Consider the following 17,375-nt stretch of genomic DNA (forward strand, 5'->3'; position numbering starts at 1 on the left):
GACGCTTTGTTGGAGAAAACATGTCCGGAAGCAATTACTTGTCCGCACGCGAACGGATGCTGGCGCGCATCACGCAAACGCGGGAGACTGCCAAAACTGGCCTGCCGCACTGGGCTCGCACCACTGATGGAAGATGGACGTTCACGCCCGACGGTGATTGGACCGGCGGCGCCTTTGTTGGTCAGCTTTGGCTTGCACATCTGGCCGATCCACAGCGCTTTCCGATTTCTGACGCGCGTGCCGCCCTGAGCAGAATGCTGCCTCGCGCCCGGCTCCGGACCGCTTTTAAGGGGTTTGGCTTCTACCACGGTGCGGCGCTTGGAAGCATCCTCTTCGCAGATGACATGGCAGGCGATGCCGCGCTCACGGCAGCCAGGTCGCTGGAGCAGATGTTCGATCCTAAGCTTGGCTTGATCCCGCTCGGCCAGGATGCCGAGGAAGCCAATGCTGTCGGTACTGCTGAAAGCAGCATCGACTCTCTCCAGGCCACGGGATTGCTTTACTGGGCCTCGGACCAGTTGGGGGATCAGCGCATGGACGAGATCGCCAATGCCCACATGCGGAGGGTCTTGGAGATTCATGTTCGGCCCGATAATTCGGTGATCCAATCATCCACACTCGACCCGCAAACAGGTAAGGTGCTCAGGACGCACACGCATAAGGGATACAGCGATGTGAGCACTTGGGGACGTGCGCAGGGGTGGGCGATTCTTTATACCGCTCATGCGGCAATGGTTCGTCCAAAGGAGCCGCTGTGGCGCGAGTATGCGGTGCGCGTGCTGGACTGGTGGATCGATCACGTGCCCACGGATCTGGTCGCGTATTGGGACTTTGACGATCCAGCAATTCCAAACACGAGCCGGGATACCGCCGCCACCGCTATCGCCGCGGCAGCATCCTTGAGACTTGCGTCCGCACTGGGCGCCACTGCGGGCGCCAAGTACCGAGACTTTGCGGAGCGGACAGTCGCCAAACTGGTCTCGGCATATTTGACGCCCGTCGTCCCTTCCGACGAGCGGCCACCTGGAATGCTCACGGGGGGATGTTTTACCCGAAAAGTGTCGGCGCGGGACATCGACACGGCGCACGACGCAGAACTGATATTTGGCAGTTATTTCCTATTTGAAGCTCTGGCGATCCTCACTGGTCTCGTGACCATGGGGCGGATCTGATCCTGTGTTTGCACCTGTGGAAATGAAGTTCCGTTCGGTGGTTCGCCTCTGCAAAACGTCTGCGATTCCGGGGGCGCCTAACAGCGCATTATGCGATCAGACCTCATCAGAAATTCGAACAGCGGATTTGATTGCACGCGCCATCGGCGAAGAAATGGAGGCTGTCCAGCCTATGCGAGAAGAGGCGACGCATGCGCAACAGCTTCGATGGTTCTCAGCACGGTTCAGCAAAGTGCTGCGCGATGTGCGGCGGAAAGTTCGGCCTGATCCGCTACTATTGGTGGCGGACGGCCCTTTGCTCCAAAAAATGCGTCGACCGCTTCAAAGCGCGCCGAGAGGCGTACCAGAAGTGAGCTTCGCGCGTTGCTGACGGCTAACACAAGGGCGGTGTGAGATTGATAGTGCTCTACGACGGTGAGACGTGCAGCGTACTGTAATTCACTATCGCTCGCTCAGACGACTTTCCCTTTGCAGGGGTGCTCTGGCTCGTCGTCCTACTTCAGAGACCTTCTCTAAACAGGAGCTTAGTCCTTCGGCGAAGTTGGACTGTTTTCGCACAGACAAGGCGGCGTTGCCCGCTCTCTCCTCTGCCGTGCAATCGAGGGTGCGTAAATGCGCTGCCTTTGTCTTCGAGCGGTTCTGGCCCGACGGCGGCACTGCTGTGGAACGATTTCCTGCGCCGGGCGCATTGAATCTGGCGGTGAAATTCACCTCAAGGCGGGAGTGGATTATGCGATACGATCGGGTAGACGCGCGTATCCTCGAGATCGTGCAAAAGAACAACCGTCTAACGTCCGATGCAATCGGTGCATTGGCGGGGCTTTCGGCCACGGCATGCCAACGAAGACTAAAGAGACTCCGTTCGGAAGGCATCATCGAGGCCGATGTCTCAATCGTTTCGCCGAAGGCAGTTGGAAGGCCAATACAAATGCTTGTGTTGGTTACACTGGAGCGGGAACGTTCGGATATAATTGATAGGCTTAAGAAGGCCATCAAATCATCAGCTGAAGTCGTCAACGGCTTCTACGTTACTGGCGATGCTGACTTTATCTTATACGTTACCACACGCAGCATGGAGGATTATGAGGAGTTCACTAGACGCTTCTTCCATAAGCACCCGGACATCAAAGGCTTCAAGACGATGGTCGTACTGGATCGGGTAAAAGCTGGCTTTGCTGTTCCAGTTGAGAGCCTCCCTGCAATAGACTAAGCAATCGGCGACGGGTGTCTCAATCCGGCAATTCCGCTGGTGACCTCGCCCCGCCGGCTTAATCAAGCTCGCAGTTGCTCTGGCCCAGACGAGGACCAGAGCCTGAAGCATAGTCGCTTTTCAGACGGCAGATCATCGGAATCTTGAAGGAGCATGAGGCCGGCCTTTCGGTCGCCGATCTGTGCCGCGAGATGGCGTCAGCGACGCCAGCATGGACGTTAGCCACCGCAGCCATGGCCCGGCGCCCATGGTCAGATGCCAAGAGACCGGATTCTCACATGCGCCCGAAGGCTTCCACGGATGTCGCGCCATCGCTCGATGAGCTTCCCACCGAACAGGCGCAGGCGCTACGCTTTACAAGGCCCGTTCGGCGCGCTCGACCGCCATCCTCGAAGATTATGTCGAGCTGATTGCCGACCTGATTGTTCGACGGGTGAGGCCCGCGCCACCGGCATTGCGCGAAGGCTCGGGGTTTCGCATCCGAAGGCGATCAACACGATCTCGCGGCGGAAGAGGGAAGGCCTGGCGGTGGGCCGTCCCTACCGCGGTATTTTTCTGACCGACAAGGGAGAAGCGCTCGCCAGGCGGGTGCACGCCCGCCATCGTCTGGTCCTTGAAATGCTGCTCGTGCTTGGCGTGCCCCGTGAGACCGCAGAGGTGGACGCCGAAGGCATCGAGCATCATGTTTCAGAAGCGACCGTCTAGGCATTCTCGGAGTTTCCAGCGCGCCAGTGTGCCGATAGCCAACCAATCACAGACAGGGCTCAGTCCCGTTTTGACTTGATGTCCTGCATTAGAGCATGTTGTTTTTGACTGGAATCGGGATTCCCAGCGGGAGCGATTTCTGATTCAACCTCCATGCTGGAGGACGGAGGCCAGCATGGATGACGCGACCCTATTCGGAAGACATCCGGGAACGGGCTTTGGCGCGAGCTGACACGGTTCGTTCGATTGCCGAGGCGCTCCAGATCAGCCCCTCCTGCGTGACGAAGTGGAAGAATCTGAGACGGGATACCGGAGGCCTGTCACCTGGCCAAATCGGCGGCCATAAGAAACGTGTTCTGTCGGATGCCAACGCCGACTGGCTGCGCAAACGCATTCGCTCGGGGCCATTCACTTTGCGCAAACTGACGCAGGAACTGGCTGCACGCGGGATCAGACGTGCGGGCGGTGTGGACTTTTGTTCACACCGAAGGGCTCAGCTTCAAAAAAACGCTTCTACCAGCCGAGCAGGATTGTCCCGACGTCGCCCGTAAGCGGACCCGCTGGAAAGCACATCAAGGCAAGATCGACGTCGCGCGGTTGGTGTTTATCGACGAGACGTGGATCAAAACCAATATGGCACCGTTGCGCGGCTGGGGACCTTGTGGGCAGCGCCTCCAAGCCTCTGCACCTTTCGGTCATTGGAAGACAATGACCTTCATCGCAGCGCTGCCTCACGATAGGATCAGCGCACCTTGGGTGATTGATGGCCCCATCAATGGTGAGCTCTTCACCCTGTACGTTGAGAAGGTGTGCCAGAGGCGCCCATCGCATCTTCTTGCCGCCATATAGCCCTGACCTCAATCCGATCGAGCAGGTCTTCGTCAAACTCAAACATCTGATGCGAGCCGCCGAGCCCGTGACGTGAGGCAACCTGGAGAAAGGTTGGTGAGCTGCCCATTGCGTAAGTTGGCTAGCATCGAATGCAGCAGCTTGATCCTAAGCCTCAGCAACTCAGCGTGCTCAATCTTTTGCGTAAGCGTAGCTCTGCGGCCCTTTTGATTGACGCTTGACGCCTATTTTGAGCGCGTAATGCGTCGCCGCGGCTTCCATACGTCGGATAAGGCGTTGACTACGGCCTCAAGCGCCTTCCTATCGATGACGTTGGGATCGAACCGATCCGGGCCCCAGAGGCGCATGTGTTCGTGCTCGGGAAGGGCGGGGTCGCTGATGGCGTCGAGGTATTCGGCATAGCCTGGCGCACCGCCGACGTCTTCCGGAGGGCAACGACCGGCGGCCTCGAGCAAGAGGGGAAGTCCCTCCGACGTGGTGTTCTCGAACCATTTTTCGAGCTTGATCACATGGTCCCAGCTTTCGCCGAAGTCATGGAGATAGTGGATCGTCTTGGCGCCGGTCTCGCGAACGATATCGCAAAGCCGCGTGTTGCTGGCATCCCTGGGCTGGTGGCCGTAATCATTGTCGGAGAGGGAATACCCCAATGGACCTCACCAGCGAAGAACTCGAAGAGGTGACTGTTCGTCCAGCCGAATGCCTCCTGAAGCGTCAGATGCGGCCGATCAAGGCGCAGGGTGACGGGTACGACAAGGCGACGCATCACTTCGGGCTTCACGTCCTTGAGGGTCACCTTGATCCGGACCGCGGTCGTGTTCAGGCTCATGCCGCCAGCCTCGGATGCGTGCGGTTCTTCACTTTGATCCGGTAACGACAACTTCCAGCATCGTAGGGCCGGTCGCGGCATTTCGATGCCAATCCTTCCATGTCGCAGGCAACTCGAAATCTATCAGGCCCAGGCTCGCCACGTTCGAGTGTCATTCGGCCCTTTAATTGCGGTTTATTGTCAAGCTTACATTTCTGGACTCGCCCATGGCATGGTGGTAGCGCCCGTGCCGTCGGAGCTGGTCGGGTTGCGGAGACGGCGCGGGCGCGGCTGATACATGCTGTGCTGGCCAGGCATTGGATCGTACGGGCTGGTTGATGCCTTCGCTGGGGTCATGGTCCTTTCCGAGGTCGCGCAGCGCCTCATGATGATGTCCGGGTCGGACGCCTCAACGTCTGCAGCGGAGTACAGTCAAGCCGCCACCAGCCGAATGAACGAGGTCGCCACAACACCGTCCCAGCGGGACATCGCCAGTCCGGCAGACCGGACCAGGAACTTTTACAAAATCGGGTCAGGCTTCCTTCGCCTGGCCCCAGTCGAACGATGTACCGTCGACCCAGATGCAGTGCAGAACAACGGCGATCTTGCGCGCGATGGCGACCTTCGCCTTCCTCATGCCAATCCTCTTTGCGAGCTTCATTCCCCAGGCTTTGAGGGAGGACCATTTCTTCGTTCGATAAAGCAGGACGGTCGCGGCCTCGAACAGGTAAGTTCGGAGAAGACGGTCGCCCCATCGCGATATTTTGCCATTGATGTCAGTTTCGCCAGATTGGTTGCGCCGAGGTGTAAGACCCAGATAGGCGCCTACGCTCGATGCCGATCGGAAGCGCGATGGGTCGTCGATCGTATGGCGGAAGGTTAAGGCGGTCACTACACCAACACCAGGAACCGTCATCAGGCGGCGCGTCGTCTCATCCGACTTTGCCAACTGGCGGACTTCGTTGTCGAAGTTGCTTTGCTGCTTGCAGATCTGTTCATGGATCGACAGAAGCGGCGCGATCACACCGAGGAGCTGATGCTCTTTGCCCAATAGCTCGCAGACCTGATTGCGAAACTGCAGTCCGATAGCGCGCGGCAACAGCAAACCGTATTCTTTGATGAGGCTGCGGACCTGGTTCTCGATATCTCGACGCATGGCCACGAGCCGAGATCTCGCGACGAGTATCGCGCGGATCTTCTGACTTTCCTCGCTCTTAACCCTGACTTCTCGATACCAGCCAACTCGTACCAGTTCGGCCAGTCCTCGAGCATCATTCTGATCGCTCTTGTTCATGCGCACAGACAAAGCCGCGTGGGCATACCGCGCGTCGATGCAGACCACCGGAAGATCAACTCTACGAAGTTCATGCCAAAGCCAGCTCGCCATCGCTCCGGTCTCAAATCCGATGCGCTCCGCCTGTGGCGCCCGCTTGCGTAGCAGCGCCGTGAGCGCCCCCGGGTCGGACTTGGCCTTTCCCTCGAACAAGACCTGACCTACTTCGTCGACCACACATACCGACGTTTCTTTTTGCGAGACATCCAGCCCAACATACTGCTTCATGGCCCCATCCGATTCGTGAGATTGCGCGAAGGCTTGAAGATAGCGGACCTTTCGAGCCGCGGGCACCGACCGCAATTACATCATCGTTTGCAATATTGGGTCTGACGCAATTTCGATGATTGGTTCAGGTTCATGGTGCGCCGATAAGTCGGGCCTGTATGCGCTGCTGTGAAGCCAGAGTACGCGCGTCGCGTAAAGGCGATCGTTGCCGCGGTGAAAGCGCTTCAGATTGCGCGCGACGAGTACGACATGTTAGTCGACGAACTAAACGCTAACGACGTTGCGTGGACTTCGCTTGTGCCGCTGCAGCCGACGTTCTGTGGAGATCGTCAAGACGGACATCTTACGCGCTATCTGCGCGAATGGAAGGAGGCGGGCTATGTCTAAGACCAACGTCTATTCCGGAGATGAAAGCAAGCGCGGGTCCGTCTCGCGGCGAGTGAAGTTGGTCGGCGAGAAAGACGCTGCACGACTGATGAATCCGCAGTGGAGATCGCAACGCGAATGCTCAAAGAGCGCCAAAAGAAGCGCGGTGAGTAAGGAATGAGTGATGCTGGAATAATCTCTGGGTACGCCATTCGATGGTCGGACACCGCGAATATCGGGGGACTTTTTCTTGAGAGATTCGATGCTTCAGACTTTCGACGCTTTCCTTGCCGCCAGTCCCGACGTTGTTGCACTCTGGAGCCACCAGGACGACCGACCGCTCGGTCGAGTGAGCAACAGAACGCTTCGGGTTAAAGCTGATACGACCGGATTGCGATACACGCTTTTTCCCGATCCGACGTCTCCACTTGGGCAGGAGGCAATCGCGTCAGTACGGTCAGGTTTGGTGCATCAAGTCTCGATAGGCTTTTGGCCTGATGAAGAGAATTGGTCGTGGGCAGATGAGGAGATGCCACTGCGCGTGATCACGAAAGCCGAGATTAGAGAATTGTCGCTTGTGACGTGGCCTGCGTACCAAGATACGAGCGCCAACTGCGTATCGCCTCCGCCTCCCGATCGGGCGGCATCACTGCCGAAGTCGTTAGCTGCGCGGCGGGCTGAGATGGAGATGAAGTTTCGATCCATCGCAGTCACCAACAACGCTGCTGCACTCCAACGAATTCGAGAAAAGCGGCGTGCAAGAGGTATCCTGAAATGACAACGATCAATGGCCTGATACATAGCTGGGATCGCCACAGGCGCCGCGGCATCGCCGTATTGGACGATGGCAGGACCGTGCAGATTTATGCAAGCGACCTCGCTGCCGAGCGGCGTCACCTTGAGTGGAAAGGTCCGTTCCAATTGCACGGTGGAGATCGTGCTGAGTTTGTCGTGAGTGACGACGGCGGCGTAACTGATGTTCTGCGGGTTTGGTGAGGCACTATGGGCAGCTACACGACAAAAGTTGATCATGAGGTTGGCGGCGATAGGCTTACCGTCGATCTCGGCGGTTCTATCAATTTCAACGGCGTGACCTTCTCCGTGAGTGCGGCCGGCAAGTTGATTGTGTCAGCTCTGCCCACCGCGGATCCGCATGTGGTTGGCGCATTGTGGGCTAACAGCGGCGTGCTGACCGTGAGTGCGGGCTAAGGGGAGGCCCCCGGGTGGGAGGGCTGGGTCCGATCTCTCACACCTTCAGCGGAAAAGACCGGCGGCCTCCTCGAACGCGCATTTTAGCCCGGTTGAATCAAAAATTTGGATGACCTGCATATGACCACCCCTAAACCACCTCGGCACCTGCGACAGACCACCGCAAAATGGTTTCGCAGCGTGCTAGCCGATTTCGATTTGGACGAGCACCATGTCAGGCTCCTCACGCTAGCGTGCGAGGCGTGGGACCGTGGAGTCCAGGCCCGTGAAATCATTGAGGCCGATGGCCTGACCTTCATCGACCGTTTTGGAACCAAGCCGCGCCCGGAAGTCGCTATCGAGCGGGATAGTCGCATAGGGTTTGCCCGTCTGGTCAGGGAGCTTGGGCTTGACGGCGCCAGCGCTCCGGAGGCGCCCCGCATGCCCCGTACGCCAGATTACGGGAGCCGACGATAAATGCCGGTCCGCAAGCGGAGAGATAGGCGCAAGCAGGCTGCCGGTACCATGGACGATTGGGAATGGGCGCTCGAACTGGGCTGGCCGTGCACGGGGGACCTAGACGGCATCTGCGAACTAGACGAGCACGGACACCCCGACCGAGAGGCGGCGCGACGACGCTTGGCAGCGGTTCGGTGCCGAGATCATGGCACGCTGGCACGCCGAACATCCGAATGGATCCAGGTACATTTGTTGGGGATTCGAACAGTTCGGAGAGCCGCCATGCCGATAAGATCGCGGCGGGACAGGCGCCGTCATCGCGTGCACATCACCCCCGAGGCGGTTGAGCTATTCAGGCGCGCGCACAAAGGGCCGACCAATGCCGACAGGACTGAGCTCGCCGCAGCGCTTGGGCGCAGCAAGTTCGCGGCCAGTCCGTTGGATCAGGAGCCACGATCGTTGATCGGATGTGACCCGAAGCCGGTGGAAGTTGTGGTCGAACTGCGGGCGCAGTTGCTTCGAGCCGATGCTTGCCTGCAGGCTGGACGACCATGCCGCCCGGCTATAGCTTGTTGAAGCCATGGGCGTTGGCGCGCCACTAGGAGCGACCGCGCATCCTAGCTTTTGGTTTGAAAACGGAGAATTCAAAGTGGCTATTGGTACTGTGAAATGGTTCAACCCGACCAAGGGTTATGGATTTATTGCCCCGGACAACGGCGGCAAGGATGTGTTCGTGCATATCTCGGCGGTTGAGAAGGCTGGTTTCAGCTCGCTCGCAGAGGGAGCCAAGGTCAGCTTCGATGTCGTGAATAATCGTGGCAAGGACTCCGCTGAGAATCTGCGGATCGGGTGACGCACCCAACGCGCTTTTCAACAAAATGGCCGCAGCGGCGAACCACTGCGGCCTGCCGGGTTAAAATTTGTAAGTGAAATATGGAATCCAGCCCCGGCAGAACTAGCCTAACGCGACGCTGCCGGGGTGCAATGTCGATAATGTCACACTCTGGAAAGTGTTTCCGTACGTCAGTGTTATTGACGGAAGAGAGGGAGGGCCCGCCGGGGGCTGGCTATGACGAGCCCTCAACCTCACGCGCTGGGCGATGAGTTCCCCAGGCCTTAGCTGCACGACCAATAGTCTGCACCAGATCGCGTCAGTTTCGTGTCAGCCAATATTAAATTCTGGCGCGGTCATCGCTGATGCCCCAGACCAATTCCCAGGTGCAGTGCTTTCTGACGCAGCGCGCCAACAGTACGCTTCGTCTCCTTCGCAATCTTCGCGACCGGCGTCCGCGCTTTAGAGTGTGCCTTCAGAGTTTTGATATCGTCCTTCGTCCACTCGCGGCGAACTACGTTTTTGTTCCTGGCCAACTTGGCGCTCCTTCATTGATAGGAGCGCGCTTTAGCACACGGCGCGGTGTGCGCAACCACCCCGTATTACTAAGGAACTAAATTGAGCAACGACCTCGTAGTACAACTCGGCGCAAAGCTGGACCAATTCCAAAGCGACATGAATCAGGCCGGCGATATCGCAGATAGTGCGATCGCGCGCATTGAGCAATCGTTTGCGAGCCTCAATCCTGGACTGGGTGGGTTCGCGTCTCTTGGCACTGCTGCCGCTGGCGTGACTGGATTGGTAGGCGGACTTCTTGCCGCGTTGACAGAAGTTAACGGCCGACTGGCCGATCTGCAGAAGAATGCGGAATATACGGGACTAACCACCGAGCGCTTCCAGCAGATTCAGTTCGCTGCCGGGCAGGGCGGTGTTTCATCGGAGGAGTCTGTCGCCGATTTGCGTAAGGTCGCCAGCCTTTTGGCGGACGCCAAGGAGAACGAAAACTCTCTGACGCGGCTGCTTGATGCCAACAACATCAAGTACAAGGACCGCAACGGTCAGGTCATTACTCTAAATCAGCTTCTTACGATAGCTGGCGGTCTGATCAATAAATTCGACTCAATTCCAGAAAAGACAAAAGCCGCGCAGATGCTTGGCCTGTCTGAGAGCTCGGTTGAAGCGCTTCGCAATGGCAGCAAGTCCTTTGAGGATATCGCACAGGGCGCGAACGCTGCAGGCGCCGTGATTGACGGCGCCACTGTTGCCAAGGCCGCCGAGTTTGATCGCGCGTGGAAGCAGTCATCGGCCCAACTCGCTGCACAATTTAAATCGACAGCAGCGGACATTGCTGGCTGGCTGGACGGTCTTATCGAAAAAGCCAACGAACTGGTGAAGACCGCGCTTGCCTCACAGAACATTCAAACTGGCAGCGGGCAGGAAACATTCAACAGGTGGGCCGATGCGGCGGACATCCTGCAGAAGGACTTGCGCGGTCTGCCTCAGGACGTTGACCAGGTTACCCGCGCGATTGAGAATTTGCAGGCCTCTGGCAAGCCAGAGAATATGCAAATCGCGGCCGGCCTAGAACTTAGCCGCGCTAAGGCGCACCTCGCTCGGGACATGCTGAAGGCGGCTGCTGAGCAGCAGTCCAAGGTAGAATTCCCCCGGGGCGTACCGACGCCTGCAGCACGCCCTGCATCTGCTAATAACGCGGACCCGAACGCAGCCAAACTACCTAAGCGCAAGGATGGCGAAGAGGCGGCTGACGCATACGATCGCGTCACGGAATCCCTAAACAAATATGTCGTCACGACCAACGCATTAGCGGAAACGCAGGGCAAGGGCGCTGCCGCGACAGAGGAAGCCAAGGCGGAAGCGCAGCTTCTGAACGCTGCGCAGTTGGCCGACATTCCAATCACCGAAAAGCTGTGGACCAAATTCAAGACCTCGCGCAGGACGCAGGTCTTGCCGCTGATGCATTGGCAAAGGCCAAAGTTGCGTCTGATATCCAATTCGGCGCCAAGTCTGCATTTCTGACGCCGCAGGATTTGGCAATTGCCCAACAACTGAGGGGCATTTATGGGAACGATATCCCAGCTGCTCTGGCCAGCAGCGAGGCCGCTGGCCTCCGCTTCAACGCCACTATCAAAGAGCTTGCCAACCTCGGGCAGCAGATAAACAGCGGATTCTTGGTAGACTTCGAGACCAAGATCCGCAACGGCGCGTCCGCAATGGACGCGCTCAAGGAGGCCGGGCTTAACGCGCTGGGCAAAATTGCTGACAAGCTGGCGCAGATGGCTGCGGATAATCTCTGGTCGTCGGCGTTCGGCGGCTCAGGTGGAGGCGGGCTCCTCGGCCTGCTTGGCATCGGCGGTGGCGGCATCAACGCGAACGGCTCTATTGCTGGCGCTGTCGGCCCGACGTCGGTTGGTGGTGCCCCGCTCGTTGGGCAATTCGCGTCCGGTACTGATTCTGCGCCGGGCGGTCTGTCCCTGGTCGGCGAAAACGGCCCAGAGATTATGAACGTCCCGCGGGGCGCTCAGATCATTCCTAATGATGTTCTGCGCGGTGGTGGGGTAGGAGGTAAGCGCTAGGTGGAGGTGTCACTGTTCACGGTGGGTCGGTCGTTATCCAGGGCGACGCTAGCGAGAAGACGATTGCATTGATTAAGGCTGCGATGACGCGGCAGAACGCGGAATTGCCAATGCGCGTTGTGGCTGCGGTGAAAGATGCGAAGGCGAGACGGGTGTTGGGGTGAGGGGCAGCGTAGTACGTGTGGAGGGGCGGGTGGCGGTGTGGTCCGCAGGGTCCACACCATCATGCTGGATAGGCGATGCTGGAGTTCAATCAATAAGCTTGTTAATCGCGATGAAGGCCTTCTCAAACCGATCAAGTGCTTCCTTCGGTATCGACTTGACTAGAGACGACGCATGTTCCGCAAAGTAACGGGCAGGTCTGAAATGACCGAACTTGCCGCTCTTTAGTGGATGATTTTCGAAATGATCCTCGAGTCGCCTTAGGACGCGGGGGTGCTTCGATTTTATAGCCGTTGGCTTTATCGGAGTGTCCAACTGCTTCGCAAACTCGGCGTTTACCAGTTGCAAATAGAAATCGAGTCCAAACATGTCCTCGATGTCAGCCTCAGATGCGCCTTCAAGGAAGTCAGCGAACGTCAGAACGTTGGACTTCTTCAGTAGCTTTTCTTTGTAAATCGCTTCGATCGATGCTTCATCTGCCTTCTGGGTATCCAGCAGAGTGACTATATTCATTCCGCGCTGGGCCCCGAGCAGGGCAACGAACGTCGGTACTTTGGACGCGCCGCCGACAGGCGTTATCGTCCATCTCGGATCGAGCCCTGTTCGTCCAGACGCTTCCAGTATGCCCGAAATTGCTTGCATGAAGAGGAGGTCTGCCGCACCTTCGACGACAATGGAATATGGGCCGACGAATAAGGTCTGGTGAATTTCGTAACCAAGTGCGCCCTGCAAAGGGAATAGGCTGTCGTCGCTCGCAGCGAAGACGTCGGGTAGGACGGTGGTTCCTGCTGCGGATTTTTCACCATCTGAATCGCCGTCCTTCTCGATGCTGAGATCTTGGACAATGCGGACGCGCTCGAAATGACGTGGGTCAATCATGAACGGTGAATGTGTGGAGTAAACTAGCTGGTGCTCGCCCTTTAATTCCGTCTCAAAATAGCGAAGCAAATCTTCCTGTGCTTTTGCGTGAAGCGTCAATCCTGGCTCATCGAGCAACAGGATGACCCTATCATCATTGCGCTTTACGTCGGAATACCATGCCAGGAACGAGAAGAACCAAACGAATCCTCTTGATCTGCTGCCGAGTTCGGTTGTTACTAGGTGTCGGCTGTCGAAGACGCCACCCCATATGTTAGTGCCGGACTGCATGCCCGGCGGATCTTCAGGCAGACCAGGTCGGACGTCAAACGTCATGCGGAGATGTTTGTTCTGAGACCAATATTTTAATATTTGCTTCGATAGATAATTGCTCGCACCCTCAAGCTTCCCCTTGAGATCGATCGTGCTTTTCGCCTCGACCATCTCCTTGAGGCTGAGCCGAGCAAGCCTGATCAAGCCAAGCATTGGGTGGTCGGAGGGCTTCAAGGTCTCCGAGTTAGATCGATCGATCAGGGCCTGGATATTTTCATGTCCAGACAATTGGTAGTACTCGTCGAAGTACAGAAACTTAGGCACAACCTTAACGAGGAAGTGATTGTAAATAAACTTCCGAAGGCTATCCTTTGCGATTGGCGCGATTATGCCAGCCAGCCGCTTCGTTTCGGTTGTTTGTTCCTGACCATTCAATGCGGTCAGAATATCTGCAGGCTTTGATCCGGCTGCGGCAATGGCGCCGCGGGTAGGCTCCGGAAGATCCGCATTTGCAAATAGGTATTGGAGCGCCTTGTCTTGGTTTACCTCCAATGTGAAACATCTATCATCGTCATAGTGCTTATACAGCGACATCGTTTTCGCGACGAGACAATCAGGACCGAACATGTCCTCGATGTCGGCAACTTCGTTTTCCTCTAACGTGTACTGCGCCCAGATGGGCATTGCTTTATCGCGCTTGTTCGCCTCAACCGCGTGGCGGTAGTCCTCGACGTCCATGCGCGGGTAATCGATGGTTACGCTAAATTTTCCTTCAGCGGGTACGACCGGATTCAATCGATACAGCGCTTTCAGTAGTGCGCTCTTCCCGGCCTCGTTTTTTCCAACGAGACAGGCGATATCATCGACCTCGATCACACCGGAATCTCGAACACTCTGGAATTCCCTTACTCGGAATGATTTCAGTCGCATATTCCACCGTTTCTTCGGTTGTTGCAGTTTTCAGTGACAGAGGAAGGGCTGCGTTATTCCGTGATCCTGACGTCGCCGGCGCCTAGCGGCATCGGCCGTTCACCATCAAAATCCGTGTGAGCGAGTAGGCGCCGATGCCGAACAGCACCATGCCGCCGATCCATACAAGGCACGTTGCTGTCAGATAGGCGGACGTCCCGACGCCGATGCTGCCGGTGAGACCGAATAGCGTTCCCGCGTTGAACAGCAGGCCGACACCACCCCAGAACCAAAAAAGCACGACAAGGAAGCCCCTTGCGATGCCATGGTGACTTTTGAGTCGGAATGTGCGTTCCCACTGCTCCTTGCGCGAAAACAGCCCCATCGCGCGCAGTCCTACTTCTTTGTGCCGTAGGGTCGCTGGTTGGTCGGAGCTAGCGAAATACCTTCCTCTGATGCTTTATTATAGATCGCGTTCTCGGTCCGGCCCAGCTTCAGACCGATCACTCGCGTTGGCGTATTGCCTTTCACGAGTTGTTTGAGCTGGCTCACTTCGCCTGGCGTCCACTGCTTGCCGGTATTTCGAGTCGACTTTGCCATTTCACGCGCTCCTATTGGTGGGTGCCGTACCGATTGCCGGTGTTCGAATTCACGTACGTCCCGCCACGGTGAGACGAACCAGAGCCCCCAGCAAAGCTTCCACCGTGGCTGCTCGTGTGATGTCCGCCGCCGTAACTAACGCGACCGCCGCCACGAGCCAACGCCTCACTGCAGCTAAATGTCACCAGCAGCCCCGCAACGATCATCAGCGCCTTCATCTTCTTCCTCCTTGGTCTCAGTAGCTCACGCGTTTATTTTGAAGATTGGCCGGGCCTCGACCCACGCGAAGCAAATGCCGGGCTCGACCTCATCAATCGATATCGTCGCCGTCGTCGTCTTCGTCGGCTCCCCGATTGGGATCCTCGACATACGCTAAGCACCCCTCGTAGAAAGAGATTGCGTTGCCTCGCAGCGGACAACCCGAGTCGGAAGTTACATTGTGCGCTTCCGCCCACCGATACCCAGCGGTATGACCCGAACAATCATCGGAGCACTCGTAGCCGCCAAATTCGCGAGCCTGCACGTCGCAAGGAGAGGTCAGAACGCCGAATGTAAGTATGATTGCGACGGATCTAATAGATTTCATTCACGTACCCGGCGCGATTGTGGGTTTAGATGTCGGCTTCTTTTGCTTCGGAGCAGGCGCGGCAGCCGCAGCCTCCTGTTGCTTTTTCAGCTCGGCGACCCTCGCCAACTCGGCGCGCTTTGCATCGGCTTCTTCCTCTCGGACGAGCAAATAACCCTTCTCCGCCATGCATCCTTGAGCGACTGTATCAGCAGCATTGGACCGATCTTGAGCAGCCATAGCGGCCGCCAGTCCGCCGCCTGCAACAGTCACGCCTGACAGGGCCGCCTTGTTGCGCTCGCCGAGACAGGCAGTCCTGTCCACTTCGAACTGGGTTTGCAGAACCGGGTTGTCGCGGGAGGACTGACCGTCGACGCGGACCCATCCCATTTTCGGCGCGGCGGCACAGCCGCCTAAGGCGACGCAAAGCGCCGCAATCGCAATTTTACGCATGTGAAACAGCCCCCAAGCCTAAAAAGTAGGCATATCAAACAACAACCAGCGCGCGAGATCAATAGCTTGCGCGCGTATGTATCCACAACCCGGGAAAAATATGCACAGCCGAGCCGAAGCACCCTCAAGGTAGGGGGTGATCACCCCTCCGAATTGGCTTTCAGCGCTGCCGCATCAGCGTCCGATAGCTTCCGGGCGGGTAGGGGCTTTGCAGGAGCAGGCCAGGCGCCAGAATCTTCAGCCGCTCGAGCAAGGGCCGCTAGGCCGCCTTGCTGCGACCACCGATACGCGGGCGGCGGCGAACGCCGTGTTGCCGGCGAAGCCCTTGTCGGGTGGCGAGGGCGAGATCGTCGACGCGATCACCCGTATCGAGCGCCAGGACCCGGGGCTCGGCGGAGCCTTGGTGCGCCAGCGCCTGGCTGATCAGTACGACACGAGCGCTGGCCGCCTTGTGGGCGGAGAGAATCAATACGGGGGAGCTCGTTTCGCGAAAGAGGTTGCTGGCACGCCGCAGACTGAGACGAACCTGAACGCCGTTATCGACGCGCTTCGTGTCGGGCCCTGGCAGCCAGGCGGACCACCGCCGTCGTCCATGCAGGATCTCGTAGACGTGCTGCGCGCGACCGGCATGCGCAAGCCGCAGGGCAGCGCGACGGCGTTCAACCAACAGATCACCCACGATTTGGAGATGGCGCCGCTTAGCGCCGAGGCAGCGGCCGCGGTGAAGTCGGGCGGCCTGTCGATCTCGACTGGTGTGCGCGACCGCATGCGGCGGGCTTGGCTGGGTCGCGGTACCGGGCGACTCGCGGACATGTTCCTCGCGCCCGACAGCGTTGAGCAGATGCGTGGCCTGACAACCAGAGCCGCCGAGACGCCGATTGGTGACGCGGTATTGCGACAGTTGCTCGAAACGCCAGGAGAGGCGGTCAACCGTGGCCGATAGCGCCGCGCGAGCGCTTTTCGGCCGTTGCTTCGCCGCTCCTGACTTACGGGGAAACCATCGACCCTTACGCTTGAATGCCGCAGTGGCAGACCCAACCGATTACACACCTGGTTATAACTTCAGCGGCTTTCAGGCGAGCAACCCGGCTACGCCGCTGCCAGCGACGAAGATTGACGCGGAGTTCGCCAACATCTCGGAAGCGATCACCGGTCACGCGGCAGCGATCGAAGATGTCCGGCGATCAGATGGCGCGCTGAAGAACAATGTTGTCACTTACGATAGCTTGTCGAAGTCGCTTCAGCTCACGTTCGATCCGACGAATGGTGACGCCGTGGCAGCGGCGATTGCTGTTGCGCAGGCCGCAGCGGCGGCAGCGAGCGGGAGCGCAAGCGCCGCAGGTACGAGCGCTACGAACGCTGCTGCAAGCGCGGCAGCGGCCGCAGCTTCGGCCGGGTCTGTCAACTTGTCGAACTATTTGTCGAAGGCCGGCAATCTCTCCGGCATCGGGAACGCAGACACCGCGCGCGCCAATATCGCTGCGATGAAGATTGACGGGTCGGACGCAACAGGCCGCCTGGCGCCGCTCACGAATCTTACGGTCGCGGATTGGAACGCGGTGCTAACGAACGGTTGGTTTTGCGGCAACTCAGCGGCCAACGGCCCGGATACGTTCAGCACCTGGCTAGTCCAGTGCATGGCGCTGGACGCGTATAATATCACCCAAATCGCATACCAAATCTCGGCCGCGAATCTCGGTACGCCAGGCGTGACTCAGGGCGGCAAGAAAGCGCCATGGTGATGTTTTAGCCCGGAATTCCGCGCCGACTACACCGGCGCCGCGGAGATCATGAGAGCGACCGCGTGGAGCGTA

19 protein-coding genes and 3 pseudogenes are annotated in these 17,375 nt (G+C 58.1%); 15 read left to right on the forward strand and 7 right to left on the reverse strand.

Annotated elements, in window-relative coordinates; translation table 11 throughout:
• The first annotated feature begins 20 nt into the window (after positions 1–20).
• The 6 genes and pseudogenes from XH98_RS34740 to XH98_RS34765 form a co-directional block, all read left to right on the forward strand.
• Positions 21–1,172: a glycoside hydrolase family 88 protein gene (locus XH98_RS34740; protein WP_271598069.1), complete on the forward strand. Its 1,152-nt coding sequence runs from the start codon at positions 21–23 to the stop codon at positions 1,170–1,172.
• A gap of 191 nt (positions 1,173–1,363) precedes the next feature.
• Positions 1,364–1,525 carry a hypothetical protein gene (locus tag XH98_RS34745; protein ID WP_271598068.1) on the forward strand — a complete coding sequence of 54 codons (162 nt, stop codon included), beginning with the start codon at positions 1,364–1,366 and terminating at the stop codon, positions 1,523–1,525.
• Between the two features lie 377 nt (positions 1,526–1,902).
• Positions 1,903–2,382: an Lrp/AsnC family transcriptional regulator gene (locus XH98_RS34750; protein WP_271598096.1), complete on the forward strand. Its 480-nt coding sequence runs from the start codon at positions 1,903–1,905 to the stop codon at positions 2,380–2,382.
• A gap of 102 nt (positions 2,383–2,484) precedes the next feature.
• A pseudogene (locus tag XH98_RS34755) lies at positions 2,485–2,596 on the forward strand (transposase); the annotation flags it as partial.
• A gap of 86 nt (positions 2,597–2,682) precedes the next feature.
• Positions 2,683–3,087 carry an iron dependent repressor, metal binding and dimerization domain protein gene (locus XH98_RS34760; protein WP_271598067.1) on the forward strand — a complete coding sequence of 135 codons (405 nt, stop codon included), beginning with the start codon at positions 2,683–2,685 and terminating at the stop codon, positions 3,085–3,087.
• A 179-nt stretch (positions 3,088–3,266) separates the two neighbouring features.
• Positions 3,267–3,997 (forward strand): annotated as a pseudogene (locus XH98_RS34765) (IS630 family transposase); the annotation flags it as partial.
• Positions 3,998–4,160: 163 nt separating this feature from the next.
• On the opposite strand, the gene XH98_RS34770 reads toward XH98_RS34765, so the two are convergent.
• The 3 genes and pseudogenes from XH98_RS34770 to XH98_RS34780 form a co-directional block, all read right to left on the reverse strand.
• On the reverse strand, positions 4,161–4,583 hold the full coding sequence (locus XH98_RS34770; RefSeq protein WP_271621251.1) for a plasmid pRiA4b ORF-3 family protein: 423 nt from the start codon (positions 4,581–4,583) through the stop codon (positions 4,161–4,163).
• A 47-nt stretch (positions 4,584–4,630) separates the two neighbouring features.
• Positions 4,631–4,843: pseudogene (locus tag XH98_RS40960) on the reverse strand (IS1096 element passenger TnpR family protein); the annotation flags it as partial.
• Positions 4,844–5,273: 430 nt separating this feature from the next.
• Entirely contained in the window at positions 5,274–6,302 is a 1,029-nt protein-coding gene (locus XH98_RS34780) for an IS110 family transposase (protein ID WP_271621252.1), read from the reverse strand.
• A 628-nt stretch (positions 6,303–6,930) separates the two neighbouring features.
• Between XH98_RS34780 and XH98_RS34785 the strand changes: the two genes are divergently transcribed.
• From XH98_RS34785 to XH98_RS34820, 7 genes are all read left to right on the forward strand, one after another.
• On the forward strand, positions 6,931–7,446 hold the full coding sequence (locus XH98_RS34785; protein ID WP_271621253.1) for an HK97 family phage prohead protease: 516 nt from the start codon (positions 6,931–6,933) through the stop codon (positions 7,444–7,446).
• Positions 7,443–7,664, forward strand: a complete 222-nt coding sequence (locus XH98_RS34790; RefSeq protein WP_271598064.1) for a hypothetical protein — start codon at positions 7,443–7,445, stop codon at positions 7,662–7,664. Before XH98_RS34785 ends, XH98_RS34790 begins: the two co-directional genes overlap by 4 nt.
• Before the next feature lie 6 nt (positions 7,665–7,670).
• Positions 7,671–7,877 carry a hypothetical protein gene (locus XH98_RS34795; protein WP_271598063.1) on the forward strand — a complete coding sequence of 69 codons (207 nt, stop codon included), beginning with the start codon at positions 7,671–7,673 and terminating at the stop codon, positions 7,875–7,877.
• A gap of 120 nt (positions 7,878–7,997) precedes the next feature.
• The gene (locus XH98_RS34800; protein ID WP_271598062.1) at positions 7,998–8,333 is read left to right on the forward strand and encodes a P27 family phage terminase small subunit; all 336 of its coding nucleotides are present in this window, start codon (positions 7,998–8,000) and stop codon (positions 8,331–8,333) included.
• A 631-nt stretch (positions 8,334–8,964) separates the two neighbouring features.
• The gene (locus tag XH98_RS34805; RefSeq protein WP_271598061.1) at positions 8,965–9,168 is read left to right on the forward strand and encodes a cold-shock protein; all 204 of its coding nucleotides are present in this window, start codon (positions 8,965–8,967) and stop codon (positions 9,166–9,168) included.
• A 597-nt stretch (positions 9,169–9,765) separates the two neighbouring features.
• Positions 9,766–11,184: a hypothetical protein gene (locus XH98_RS34815; protein WP_271621254.1), complete on the forward strand. Its 1,419-nt coding sequence runs from the start codon at positions 9,766–9,768 to the stop codon at positions 11,182–11,184.
• Entirely contained in the window at positions 11,127–11,741 is a 615-nt protein-coding gene (locus XH98_RS34820; RefSeq protein ID WP_271621255.1) for a hypothetical protein, read from the forward strand. Before XH98_RS34815 ends, XH98_RS34820 begins: the two co-directional genes overlap by 58 nt.
• A 249-nt stretch (positions 11,742–11,990) precedes the next feature.
• Here XH98_RS34820 and XH98_RS34825 read toward each other — a convergent pair whose 3' ends face one another.
• The 4 genes from XH98_RS34825 to XH98_RS34840 all read right to left on the reverse strand — a co-directional run bounded on the left by XH98_RS34825 (position 11,991) and on the right by XH98_RS34840 (position 15,561).
• A complete protein-coding gene (locus XH98_RS34825; RefSeq protein ID WP_442868669.1) occupies positions 11,991–13,964 on the reverse strand; it encodes an AAA family ATPase in 1,974 nt (657 codons plus the stop codon).
• 82 nt (positions 13,965–14,046) lie between these two features.
• Positions 14,047–14,328, reverse strand: a complete 282-nt coding sequence (locus XH98_RS34830; RefSeq protein ID WP_271598056.1) for a hypothetical protein — start codon at positions 14,326–14,328, stop codon at positions 14,047–14,049.
• A gap of 11 nt (positions 14,329–14,339) precedes the next feature.
• A complete protein-coding gene (locus XH98_RS34835) occupies positions 14,340–14,543 on the reverse strand; it encodes a hypothetical protein (RefSeq protein WP_271598055.1) in 204 nt (67 codons plus the stop codon).
• Positions 14,544–15,129: 586 nt separating this feature from the next.
• Positions 15,130–15,561 (reverse strand): hypothetical protein, encoded by a 432-nt coding sequence (locus tag XH98_RS34840; protein WP_271598054.1) that lies wholly within the window; start codon positions 15,559–15,561, stop codon positions 15,130–15,132.
• A gap of 208 nt (positions 15,562–15,769) precedes the next feature.
• Between XH98_RS34840 and XH98_RS34845 the strand changes: the two genes are divergently transcribed.
• Both XH98_RS34845 and XH98_RS34850 read left to right on the forward strand, forming a co-directional pair.
• Entirely contained in the window at positions 15,770–16,504 is a 735-nt protein-coding gene (locus XH98_RS34845; RefSeq protein ID WP_271621256.1) for a hypothetical protein, read from the forward strand.
• 82 nt (positions 16,505–16,586) lie between these two features.
• Positions 16,587–17,303, forward strand: coding sequence for a hypothetical protein (locus tag XH98_RS34850; RefSeq protein ID WP_271598052.1), 717 nt, complete (start codon positions 16,587–16,589; stop codon positions 17,301–17,303).
• The last annotated feature ends 72 nt before the right edge of the window (positions 17,304–17,375 follow it).

Source organism: Bradyrhizobium sp. CCBAU 51745 (genome assembly GCF_028128715.1).
GTDB classification, from domain to species: domain Bacteria; phylum Pseudomonadota; class Alphaproteobacteria; order Rhizobiales; family Xanthobacteraceae; genus Bradyrhizobium; species Bradyrhizobium manausense.

Bases quoted from the DNA above. Each gene is read 5' to 3' on its own strand.
- XH98_RS34740 (WP_271598069.1), top strand. From the start codon at position 21: ATGTCCGGAAGCAATTACTTGTCCGCACGCGAACGGATGCTGGCGCGC.
- XH98_RS34745 (WP_271598068.1), top strand. From the start codon at position 1,364: ATGCGCAACAGCTTCGATGGTTCTCAGCACGGTTCAGCAAAGTGCTGC.
- XH98_RS34750 (WP_271598096.1), top strand. From the start codon at position 1,903: ATGCGATACGATCGGGTAGACGCGCGTATCCTCGAGATCGTGCAAAAG.
- XH98_RS34760 (WP_271598067.1), top strand. From the start codon at position 2,683: ATGTCGCGCCATCGCTCGATGAGCTTCCCACCGAACAGGCGCAGGCGC.
- XH98_RS34780 (WP_271621252.1), bottom strand. From the start codon at position 6,302: ATGAAGCAGTATGTTGGGCTGGATGTCTCGCAAAAAGAAACGTCGGTA.
- XH98_RS34785 (WP_271621253.1), top strand. From the start codon at position 6,931: ATGCTTCAGACTTTCGACGCTTTCCTTGCCGCCAGTCCCGACGTTGTT.
- XH98_RS34790 (WP_271598064.1), top strand. From the start codon at position 7,443: ATGACAACGATCAATGGCCTGATACATAGCTGGGATCGCCACAGGCGC.
- XH98_RS34795 (WP_271598063.1), top strand. From the start codon at position 7,671: ATGGGCAGCTACACGACAAAAGTTGATCATGAGGTTGGCGGCGATAGG.
- XH98_RS34800 (WP_271598062.1), top strand. From the start codon at position 7,998: ATGACCACCCCTAAACCACCTCGGCACCTGCGACAGACCACCGCAAAA.
- XH98_RS34825 (WP_442868669.1), bottom strand. From the start codon at position 13,964: ATGCGACTGAAATCATTCCGAGTAAGGGAATTCCAGAGTGTTCGAGAT.
- XH98_RS34830 (WP_271598056.1), bottom strand. From the start codon at position 14,328: ATGGGGCTGTTTTCGCGCAAGGAGCAGTGGGAACGCACATTCCGACTC.
- XH98_RS34835 (WP_271598055.1), bottom strand. From the start codon at position 14,543: ATGGCAAAGTCGACTCGAAATACCGGCAAGCAGTGGACGCCAGGCGAA.
- XH98_RS34840 (WP_271598054.1), bottom strand. From the start codon at position 15,561: ATGCGTAAAATTGCGATTGCGGCGCTTTGCGTCGCCTTAGGCGGCTGT.